Raw genomic sequence first — 10,241 nt, forward strand, 5'->3', positions numbered from 1 at the left:
CATGATCCCTTGCGTTCAGTCCGACAGACAGGCGGCGAGCAGTTCGACGAAGCCGATGTCCTCGTGGGCCACGCCGAACGCCTCGGCGCGCAGCAGGGTGCGCTCGGCCCAGGCCCGGTGCGGCTTCACCTCGTTCATCTTGTTCGTGTACGACGACCTGAGTACACCGCCCCCGCCGCGCTCCGGCCGCAGGATGTCCTGGGCGTCGCTGAACTCCTCGTGGCTGACCACGGACAGCGCGTGCACCGGGAGGACGTGGGAGGGGTGGATGCAGGTCTTCCCCAGCAGGCCGTTGGCCTGGTCGAGGGAGATCTCCCGCAGCAGGCCGTCCATGGCGTGCTCGATCAGCCGGGCCCGCAGGTCGGCGGCCTGCACCTCCAGGAACGGGCTCTGCCGCAGTTGCGGTTTGAACATCCGCTCCTGGACCCGGAAGTACTCCCACACCGGCCCGGTCACGGTGAACCCGGTGCCGTCGGCCCGGCCCAGCATGTTGACCACGTCGGCGATCACGGAGGCGACGATCTGGACGTCGTACGCCGTCATGTCGGGGCCGCGGCGCAGCCCGTAGGAGGAGCAGAAGTCGGTCACGCCGAGGCGGAGGGCGAGGACCCGGTCGCGGTACTTGTCGACCGCGCGGAAGATGCCCTCCAGGGTCTGCACCCGCGACTCCCGGTACAGCAGTTCCGGGGATTCCAGCACCGGCATCGCGAACAGGCGGCGGCCGGTGGCGGTCTCCGCGTCGGAGAGGGCCTCCAGGAAGGGCATGCCGCGTTCCTCGGTGAACTTCGGCAGCACGAATCCGGACAGCAGCCGTACGGCGGGGCCGAGCCGCCGTACGAGGTCGGGGATCTGCTCGGGGGCGCGGACCCGGACGAACAGCAGGGGGAGGTCGGCGGCGGAACGTTCCGCCAGGGCCGAGAGGTGCCGTACCAGGTTCTCCTCGCCGGCCGGCACGTCGGCGTCGTCGATGGAGTCCTCCAGGCAGAGCACCATCGAGACCACCCCGCTCGCGGCCTGCTTGCGGATGTCGTCGGCGAGGCGCGGCCGGGTGGCGGGGCTGTAGAGGGTGGCCCCGAGGGCCGCGGAGAGCAGCCGGGCCGGGGAGTCGGCGGTGAACTCGCCGGGCTGCCGGTGGAAGAGCCGCTCCCGCACCTCAGGGGCTATATGACCGAAATGACGCATTTGAACTCCCCCGTGGTGTCTGGGCGACCTGTGAAACATTCGAAGGTGGCCGGTAATAGTACGTAGGAACCCATGTCAGTAGTTCCCGTCAGGCATGAATTCCAGGTAACCCGGCCGTGTCGGCAGCGCGGTGCGGAACGCCCCGCACCCTTCGGGTACCCGCCCCCGCATTGTCGTGACCAGGACCGAGAAGGCAGGATGACGGCATGACGCACGCGATGCTGAAAGGGTCGAACGTCCCGCTGGAGGCCACCACGGTGCGGGCCGTACTGCGCTGGACACCGGGGCAGGGGATTCCCGACGTCGATGTCTCCGCGCTGCTGCTCGGCCCCGACGACCGTGTGCGATCCGACGAGGACTTCGTCTTCTACAACCAGCCCCGGCATCCGTCCGGGCAGGTCTGGCGGCTCGGCAAGAAGCGCGCCGCCGACGGTCTGACCGACGCGATCCAGACGGACCTGACCGGGGTCGAGGCCCGGGTCGGCCGCATCCTGCTGGTCGCCTCGGCGGACGGCGTCGCCTTCGACCAGGTACGGGACCTGCGCATCCTGCTCTACGACGCGGCGGCCACCGACGCCGAGCCGCTGGCGTACTTCGACGTCAGGCCCGAGACCGGCGAGGAGACCGCGCTGATCTGCGGGGAGCTGTACCGGCGCGGGGAGAGCTGGAAGTTCCGGGCGCTGGGCGAGGGCTACTCGAACGGGCTGGAGGGGCTGGCGACCGAGTTCGGCATCTCGGTGGACGAGGAGGCCGAGGCGGAGGCAGCGGCGGCGCGGGACGCCCGGTCGGCACCGGAGCCGGCGGGACCGGCTGCCGAGCCGGCCGGCACGCCCCCCGAGGCCCCCACCGCACTCGTCCCCTCCCCGCCCGTCTCCGCCCCGCCCGCGCACTCCACGTCGGCCCGGACCACGCCCGCCCAGCCGCTGCCGCCCGAGCAGCCGCCCGGGGTGCCCGCGCAGCCGGCCTACGGCTATCCCCAGCAGACTCCGGCGACGCAGCCGGCCTACGGGTATCCGCAGCCCGCCGGCGCCGGCCAGACCGCGTACGGCTACCCGCAGGAACCGGCCCCGGCGACCGCCAACGGCGCGGCGGCCGGCTACGGCTTTCCGCCGCCGTCGGCCGTGATCCCGGACCCGGACTTCCGGCTGCCGCCGCAGGGCCCGCAGTTCGTGGGCCGCTAGGAACCGGCGCCGGGCGGCGCCGTGGCCTACCGGTCCGCCTTCGCCTTGTAACCCCGCCCCCACTGCAGGCCCCACCCGTACAGCCGGTCCAGTTCGCCCTGGAAGCCGTAGACGAACTTGACCTCGCGGCGGACGAAGATCTCGCCCTTGACGTTCTCGATCATCACCACGGCGCAGGACCGGGCCTGCGGATGGCGTTCGTCGAGGCTTATCTCGATCCGGGGGCCGTTGCTCGGGTAGAGGGTGACGATGGCGTGCGTGCGGTCGAAGGCGGGCGTCTGGTCGTAGATGTAGGCGAAGACCAGCAGCCGCTTGATGTTGTCCCGGTGGTCGAGGTTGACGTAGATCGTCTCGCCGGAGCCGGAGCCGAACCGGTCGTCGCCGCTGAGCTTGACGTAGGGCGCGGCGTTGACGTCGCCGAAGAAGCCGCCCAGGGGCTGTACGACGCCCTTGGCGCCGTCCTGCATCTCGTAGAGGCAGCCCAGGTCGAGGTCGACGTTGACCATGCTCTGGCTGTGGCCCATGACCTCGGGCGGCTTCAGTGCCTTGAAGGGGTGCCGCAGCAGGCTCTCGCGCCGCATCCCGGAGATGTCGGAGGTCCGCATCCGCCAGGCCAGGTTGATGCGCAGGTTGCCGCTGGCCGCGCCCTGTTTGGTCAGCGAGACCTGGCTGTGCCGTTTGGTCAGCTCGATGGCGTTGGTCGCCGCGTTGCCCGAGTCGAACTCGGCCTCACGGCCGCCCCACAGTCCGTCCAGAATGCCCATTCCCGCCCCACCCATGTCCGTCTCACGCCACCGCACCGAAGGGCCGCGGCTGCTCCGTCGCACCCGCGGTCCGGGACGCCGACGGGGCGGCGCCGAGGAGTCGTCCTCGACGGCCGCCCCGCTCAGAGCGTTCCTCCCCGGGACCGGGTTCACACCCGCGGTGCCGAAGCACCGGGAGCGCGCCCGTCCGGGACCAAGGTCTCCTCACACTCCGGAGGAGACCTCCGCCTTCTCGCTGTCGCCCTTGCCCTCGGCCTCGGCGAGCGCCTTGTTGCGGCGCACGGAGGACCAGAAGGAGGCGGCGATCAGGATCACGCCGATGAGGCCGGTGATGATCTCGTTGATCTCGTACTGGATGGTGATCAGCAGCAGCGCGGCGAGCGCGCCGATGGCGTAGTGGGCGCCGTGCTCCAGGTAGACGTAGTCGTCCAGGGTGCCCTGGCGGACCAGGTAGACGGTCAGCGACCGGACGTACATCGCGCCGATGCCGAGGCCCAGCGCCATCAGCACGATGTCGTTGGTGATGGCGAAGGCGCCGATCACGCCGTCGAAGGAGAACGAGGCGTCCAGGACCTCCAGGTAGAGGAACATGAAGAAGGCGGCCTGGCCGGCCAGCTTGACCGCCGACTTGGGCTTGCCGGTGCGCTCGGCCTGTTCTGCTTCCTCGTGCTCGCGTTCCTCGTCCTCTTCGAGTTTGTTCTCGAAGTAGCTGGAGAGTCCGCCGACGATCAGATAGGTGATCAGTCCCGCGATACCGGCGAGCAGCACCGTCTCGGCCTTGTCGGCGTGCGCGCCGCCGTGCTGGTGGGCGTGGGTGGCCACCGTCATCGAGGCGATGAGCAGGACGATCAGGGCGATGCAGACCGACAGCATGTCGACCTTGCCGAGCTTGGCCAGCGGGCGCTCGATCCAGCCGAGCCACTTGATGTCCCGGTCCTCGAAGATGAAGTCGAGGAAGATCATCAGCAGGAACATGCCACCGAACGCGGCGATCGACGGATGGGCGTCGGTGACCAGCTGCTGGTAGCGGTCCTTGTCGGTGAGCGCGAGGTCGACCGCCTCGATGGGGCCGAGCTGGGCGCTGATGGCGACGATGACGACCGGGAAGACCAGTCGCATACCGAAGACGGCGATCAGGATCCCGATGGTGAGGAAGATCTTCTGCCAGAAGGCATTCATCTTCTTCAGGATCCCGGCGTTGACCACCGCGTTGTCGAAGGACAGCGAGATTTCCAGGATGGTGAGGATCGCCACGATGCCGAGGGCGGTCCACCCCCCGTAGAAGACCGCCGCGACCAGGCCGAGCGCGGTGACCGCGAACGACCAGCCGAAGGTTTTCAGAAGCACTGGCTACCCAATCCTTGTGTACGGGGCTCCCCCGCGCCGTACTCGGCTTTACGAAACGTTGACTCCGAAGTCTAGAGCGATGCCTCGCAGCCCCGACGCGTACCCCTGGCCCACCGCCCGGAACTTCCACTCGCCCTGGTAGCGGTAGACCTCGCCGAAGATCATCGCGGTTTCGGTGGAGGCGTCCTCGCTGAGGTCGTACCGGGCGAGTTCCTGGCCGTCGGCCTGGTTGACGACCCGGATGAACGCGTTGCTGACCTGGCCGAAGGTCTGGCCGCGTTCGTCCGCCTGGTGGATGGAGACCGGGAAGACGATCTTGTCGCACTCGGCGGGCACCCGGGACAGGTCGATGAGGACCGACTCGTCGTCCCCCTCGCCCTCGCCGGTGAGGTTGTCGCCGGTGTGCTCGACCGAGCCGTCCGGACTCTTCAGCTGGTTGTAGAAGACGAACCATTCGTCACCGAGCACCCGGCCGCCGCCGCACACGAGTGCGCTGGCGTCGAGGTCGAAGGGTGCTCCGGTGGTGGAACGCGCGTCCCAGCCGAGCCCGACCATCACCTGCGTGAGGTTGGGTGCGGCCTTGGACAGGGAGACGTTTCCTCCCTTGGCGAGCGTGACGCCCATAGTGCTGGTCCCTCCCCGGGTGGTGGTTCCGCGGTGCTGTGCTGCCCGAGTGCGCGGGGCTGCTCGGGTGCGCGTCCGGCGCCGCACGGCAGGCGTGCGGCGCCGGACGACGGAGATCGGCGGCTCAGACGTTGACGCCGAAGTCCTGCGCGATGCCGCGCAGGCCCGAGGCGTACCCCTGGCCGATGGCGCGGAACTTCCACTCCGCGCCGTTGCGGTACAGCTCGCCGAAGACCATGGCGGTCTCCGTGGAGGCGTCCTCGCTCAGGTCGTAGCGGGCGATCTCGGCGCCGCCGGCCTGGTTGACGACGCGGATGAACGCGTTGCGGACCTGGCCGAAGGACTGCTGGCGGTTCTCCGCGTCGTAGATCGACACCGGGAAGACGATCTTCTCGACGTCGGCCGGGACGGTGGCGAGGTCGACCTTGATCTGCTCGTCGTCGCCCTCGCCCTCGCCGGTGAGGTTGTCACCGGTGTGCTCGACCGAGCCCTCGGGGCTCTTCAGGTTGTTGAAGAAGATGAAGTGCCCGTCGCTGCCGACCTTGCCGGAGCTGTTCAGCAGCAGGGCGCTGGCGTCGAGGTCGAAGTCGGTACCGGTCGTGGTCCGCACGTCCCACCCCAGACCGACGATGACCGCGGTCAGGCCGGGGGCCTCCTTGGTCAGCGATACGTTGCCGCCCTTGCTGAGGCTGACTCCCACGAGTCCTCCATTGGTGTCCGGGGGCGGGAAGCCCCGAAGTGCGTCGGATGTCGGATCAACGATTCGATCCTAGTGACGGGTTCCCGCACCCCGCAGTCCCTGACGCGGAAGAATCACCGCGGCGGCGTCACAGGGTGTCGAGCGCCGTCACGTACTCGGTCAGGTCCCGGGCGTCCGGCAGCCCGTTGACGACGGTCCAGCGCACCACGCCCTCCCGGTCGATGACGAAGGTGCCGCGCACCGCGCAGCCCTTGTCCTCGTCGAAGACGCCGTAGGCGCGCGAGACGTTGCCGTGCGGCCAGAAGTCGGACAGCAGGGGGTACTCCAGGCCCTCCTGCTCGGCGAAGACGCGCAGGGTGTGGATGGAGTCGTTGGAGACGGCGAGCACCTGGGTGTCGCGGTCGGAGAACTGCGGCAGGTGGTCGCGCACCTCGCACAGCTCGCCGGTGCACACGCCGGTGAAGGCGAACGGGTAGAAGATCAGCACCACGTTCTTGTCGCCCCGGAAGTCGGACAGCTTCACGGTCGCCCCGTGGTTGTCCTTGAGTTCGAAATCGGGGGCCTTGTCGCCGACCTGGATCGCCATCGCCTGATTCGTCCCTTCGGAGGAGTCGCTCACGAGGAACACCCTACGCAGGGACGGTCGGCGAACACCGGACGGGCCGACCGCGGCCGGCCCGTCCGGTGTCCGTGACGCTTGCGTCGCCCGGCTACGGGGCTACCGCTTCGACTTCGCGGCCTTCGGCGTCGCCAGCCGGCTGCCGCTCCAGTCCTTGCCGACGCTGACGCTCTTGGCCGCCGTCAGCCCCGCCGTCGTGGCGGCCTCCGAGATGTCGCTCGGCTCGACGTAACCATCCCGGCCGGTCTTCGGCGTGAGGAGCAGGATCGCCCCGCCCTCTTCGATGTACGTGGTGGCATCCACCAGCGCATCCGTCAGGTCGCCGTCGTCGTCACGGAACCACAGCACGACGGCATCGGCCACGTCCTCGTAGTCCTCGTCCACCAGGTCACCCTCGATGGCACCTTCGATGGCCTCGCGGAGCTCCTGATCGACGTCATCGTCGTAGCCGATCTCCTGGACCACCTGCCCGGGCTGGAACCCCAGCCTGGCGGCAGGGTTCGTCCGCTCCTCCGCGTGGTCCGCGGTCGCGCTCACGGGTTGCCTCCTGATCATGTATTTGGGTATGTCTCAGCCACGCGCGTGCGCGAAGCATTGGCCGTAGTCCACACGGGCGGGACCGATCGCGCAAGTACCCGGCCGCCGGGACCGCCGAAACGGTGACGATCCCGACCGTGTCACCGCAACTCCAGGCACGCCACCCGGGATCGAAGGTGACGTACACCACACCTTTCTGCCCCGTTTGCGTAATTGGGAACCATACAGGGGTACGAGACCCGGCAGAACGTGCCCTGGTTATCGACAGAGAACCGGTTACCTCGCGGTAGAGATGACGTTTTCCCCCGGTAGGTACACGATGGGAGACGGTGCCGGCACTCTCCGATACGCCCTGCGACAGCGAAGGAACAGCGTGGCTTCCGCATCCGATCGCAACCCGATCATCATTGGCGGCCTTCCCAGTCAGGTTCCTGACTTCGATCCCGAGGAAACTCAGGAGTGGCTCGACTCCCTCGACGCCGCCGTCGACGCACGCGGCCGGGAGCGGGCCCGCTATCTCATGCTGCGGCTGATCGAACGGGCCCGCGAGAAGCGGGTGGCCGTGCCGGAGATGCGCAGTACGGACTACGTCAACACCATCCCCACCAAGAGCGAACCGTTCTTCCCGGGCAACGAGGAGATCGAACGCAAGATCCTCAACGCCACTCGCTGGAACGCGGCCGTCATGGTCTCACGTGCCCAGCGTCCCGGCATCGGCGTGGGCGGCCACATCGCCACGTTCGCCTCCTCCGCCTCCCTCTACGACGTCGGTTTCAACCACTTCTTCCGCGGCAAGGACGAGGGCGACGGCGGCGACCAGGTCTTCTTCCAGGGCCACGCCTCGCCCGGCATCTACGCCCGCGCCTACCTCCTGGACCGCTTCGACGAGCGCCACCTGGACGGTTTCCGGCAGGAGAAGTCCAAGGCGCCGTACATGCTCTCGTCCTACCCGCACCCGCGCTCGATGCCGGACTTCTGGGAGTTCCCGACCGTCTCGATGGGCCTCGGCCCGATCGGCGCGATCTACCAGGCCCGGATGAACCGCTACCTGCACGCCCGGGACATCGCCGACACCTCCCGTTCGCACGTCTGGGCGTTCCTCGGCGACGGCGAGATGGACGAGCCGGAGTCCCTGGGCCAGCTCACGATCGCCGCCCGCGAGGGCTTGGACAACCTCACCTTCGTCGTCAACTGCAACCTCCAGCGCCTGGACGGCCCGGTACGCGGCAACGGAAAGATCATCCAGGAGCTGGAGTCGGTCTTCCGGGGCGCCGGCTGGAACGTGATCAAGCTCGTCTGGGACCGCACCTGGGACCCGCTGCTGGCCCAGGACCGCGACGGCGTCCTGGTCAACCGGATGAACACCACCCCGGACGGCCAGTTCCAGACGTACGCCACGGAGACCGGCGGGTACATCCGCGACCACTTCTTCGGCGACGACCACCGGCTGCGCGCGATGGTCGAGAACATGACCGACGACCAGATCCTGCACCTGGGGCGCGGCGGCCACGACCACCGCAAGATCTACGCGGCGTACAAGGCGGCCCTGGAGCACAAGGGCCAGCCGACGGTCATCCTCGCCAAGACCGTCAAGGGCTGGACGCTGGGCCCCAACTTCGAGGGCCGCAACGCCACCCACCAGATGAAGAAGCTGACGGTCGACGACCTCAAGCGCTTCCGGGACCGGCTGCACCTGCCGATCTCCGACCAGGAACTGGAGTCCGGCCCGCCGCCGTACTACCACCCCGGCCGGGAGACCGAGGAGATGCAGTACATGCACGACCGCCGCAAGGCGCTGGGCGGTTACGTGCCGACCCGGGTGGTGCGCGCGAAGCCGCTGCCGCTGCCGGTGGACTCGACGTACGCGACCGTGAAGAAGGGCTCGGGCAATCAATCCATCGCGACGACGATGGCCTTCGTCCGTCTCCTGAAGGACCTCATGCGGGACAAGGAGATCGGCCGCCGCTTCGTGCTGATCGCGCCGGACGAGTACCGCACGTTCGGCATGGACTCGTTCTTCCCGAGCGCGAAGATCTACAACCCGCTGGGCCAGCAGTACGAGTCGGTCGACCGCGAACTGCTGCTCGCGTACAAGGAGTCGCCGCACGGCCAGATGCTGCACGACGGCATCTCGGAGGCAGGCTGTACCGCCTCCCTGATCGCGGCGGGCTCGGCCTACGCGACGCACGGCGAACCACTCATCCCGGTCTACGTCTTCTACTCGATGTTCGGCTTCCAGCGCACCGGCGACCAGTTCTGGCAGATGGGCGACCAGTTGGCGCGCGGATTCGTTCTGGGCGCGACCGCCGGCCGTACGACGCTGACCGGCGAGGGGCTGCAACACGCCGACGGACAGTCCCAGTTGCTGGCCTCGACCAACCCGGCGTGCGTGGCGTACGACCCCGCGTTCGGCTTCGAGATCGCGCACATCGTCAAGGACGGGCTGCGGCGGATGTACGGCCCCGACAGCGAGGACGTCTTCTACTACCTCACCGTCTACAACGAGCCGATCCAGCATCCCGCCGAGCCCACGGACGTGGACGTCGAGGGCATCCTCAAGGGCGTGTACCGCTTCAGCGCGGGGACCGCCGGGTCGATCCCGGCGCAGATCCTCGCCTCCGGGGTCGCGCTGCCGTGGGCGGTGGAGGCGCAGCGGATCCTGGCCGAGGAGTGGAACGTGCGGGCCGACGTGTGGTCGGCGACCTCCTGGAACGAGCTGCGGCGCGAGGCGGTGGCCTGCGAGGAGCACAACCTGCTGCACCCGGAGGAGGAGCAGCGGGTGCCGTACGTGACGCGGAAACTGGCGGGCGCGCAGGGGCCGTTCGTGGCGGTGTCCGACTGGATGCGGGCGGTGCCGGACCAGATCGCGCGGTGGGTGCCGGGGACGTGGCAGTCGCTGGGGGCGGACGGGTTCGGGTTCGCGGACACCCGGGGCGCGGCGCGGCGGTTCTTCCACATCGACGCGGAGTCGGTGGTGGTGGGGGTGCTGAGCGAGTTGGCCCGGGAGGGGAAGGTGGACCGGTCGGCGCTGAAGCAGGCGGTGGACCGGTACCGGCTGCTTGATGTGGGGGCGGCGGATCCGGGGGTGGCGGGGGGCGACGCGTAGCGCTCCGCGGGGTGCGGGGTTGTTGTCGGTGCCGGGTTGTTGTCGTGCCGGGGTTGAGGCTGGCGTCGGGGGCGTTCACGCGACCCGGCGCTGGGGGTGCCTGCGGCTGCGCAGGGATGTGTTCCCTCGGCGCCCGGGATTGGGGCTGACGTGCGGTGGGTGGCGCGACCCGGCGCTGCCC

The 10,241-nt window shown here is 69.0% G+C and carries 9 protein-coding genes; 2 read left to right on the forward strand and 7 right to left on the reverse strand.

Going from position 1 to position 10,241, the window contains the following annotated elements; translation table 11 throughout:
* Positions 1 to 15: 15 nt before the first annotated feature.
* Positions 16 to 1,182, reverse strand: a complete 1,167-nt coding sequence (locus tag ACTT8P_RS29565) for an HpcH/HpaI aldolase/citrate lyase family protein (RefSeq protein WP_442834833.1) — start codon at positions 1,180 to 1,182, stop codon at positions 16 to 18.
* A 206-nt stretch (positions 1,183 to 1,388) separates the two neighbouring features.
* Between ACTT8P_RS29565 and ACTT8P_RS29570 the strand changes: the two genes are divergently transcribed.
* Positions 1,389 to 2,363 (forward strand): TerD family protein, encoded by a 975-nt coding sequence (locus ACTT8P_RS29570; RefSeq protein ID WP_442834834.1) that lies wholly within the window; start codon positions 1,389 to 1,391, stop codon positions 2,361 to 2,363.
* 26 nt (positions 2,364 to 2,389) lie between these two features.
* Here ACTT8P_RS29570 and ACTT8P_RS29575 read toward each other — a convergent pair whose 3' ends face one another.
* The 6 genes from ACTT8P_RS29575 to ACTT8P_RS29600 all read right to left on the reverse strand — a co-directional run bounded on the left by ACTT8P_RS29575 (position 2,390) and on the right by ACTT8P_RS29600 (position 6,954).
* A complete protein-coding gene (locus tag ACTT8P_RS29575; protein ID WP_442834835.1) occupies positions 2,390 to 3,127 on the reverse strand; it encodes a TerD family protein in 738 nt (245 codons plus the stop codon).
* A 204-nt stretch (positions 3,128 to 3,331) separates the two neighbouring features.
* Complete coding sequence (locus ACTT8P_RS29580; protein ID WP_442834836.1) at positions 3,332 to 4,474, reverse strand: DUF475 domain-containing protein; 1,143 nt, start codon at positions 4,472 to 4,474, stop codon at positions 3,332 to 3,334.
* Between the two features lie 48 nt (positions 4,475 to 4,522).
* Complete coding sequence (locus ACTT8P_RS29585) at positions 4,523 to 5,098, reverse strand: TerD family protein (RefSeq protein ID WP_442834837.1); 576 nt, start codon at positions 5,096 to 5,098, stop codon at positions 4,523 to 4,525.
* 124 nt (positions 5,099 to 5,222) lie between these two features.
* Positions 5,223 to 5,798, reverse strand: coding sequence for a calcium homeostasis/redox stress adaptation protein (locus tag ACTT8P_RS29590; RefSeq protein ID WP_361172912.1), 576 nt, complete (start codon positions 5,796 to 5,798; stop codon positions 5,223 to 5,225).
* Positions 5,799 to 5,925: 127 nt separating this feature from the next.
* A complete protein-coding gene (locus tag ACTT8P_RS29595) occupies positions 5,926 to 6,384 on the reverse strand; it encodes a peroxiredoxin (protein ID WP_442834841.1) in 459 nt (152 codons plus the stop codon).
* Positions 6,385 to 6,516: 132 nt separating this feature from the next.
* A complete protein-coding gene (locus tag ACTT8P_RS29600) occupies positions 6,517 to 6,954 on the reverse strand; it encodes a DUF3052 domain-containing protein (protein ID WP_215171848.1) in 438 nt (145 codons plus the stop codon).
* Positions 6,955 to 7,327: 373 nt separating this feature from the next.
* Between ACTT8P_RS29600 and aceE the strand changes: the two genes are divergently transcribed.
* Positions 7,328 to 10,060 carry a pyruvate dehydrogenase (acetyl-transferring), homodimeric type gene (gene aceE / locus ACTT8P_RS29605; protein WP_442834838.1) on the forward strand — a complete coding sequence of 911 codons (2,733 nt, stop codon included), beginning with the start codon at positions 7,328 to 7,330 and terminating at the stop codon, positions 10,058 to 10,060.
* Positions 10,061 to 10,241: the final 181 nt, after the last annotated feature.

The organism is Streptomyces sp. JW3 (assembly GCF_052216785.1).
Taxonomy (GTDB): Bacteria; Actinomycetota; Actinomycetes; order Streptomycetales; family Streptomycetaceae; genus Streptomyces.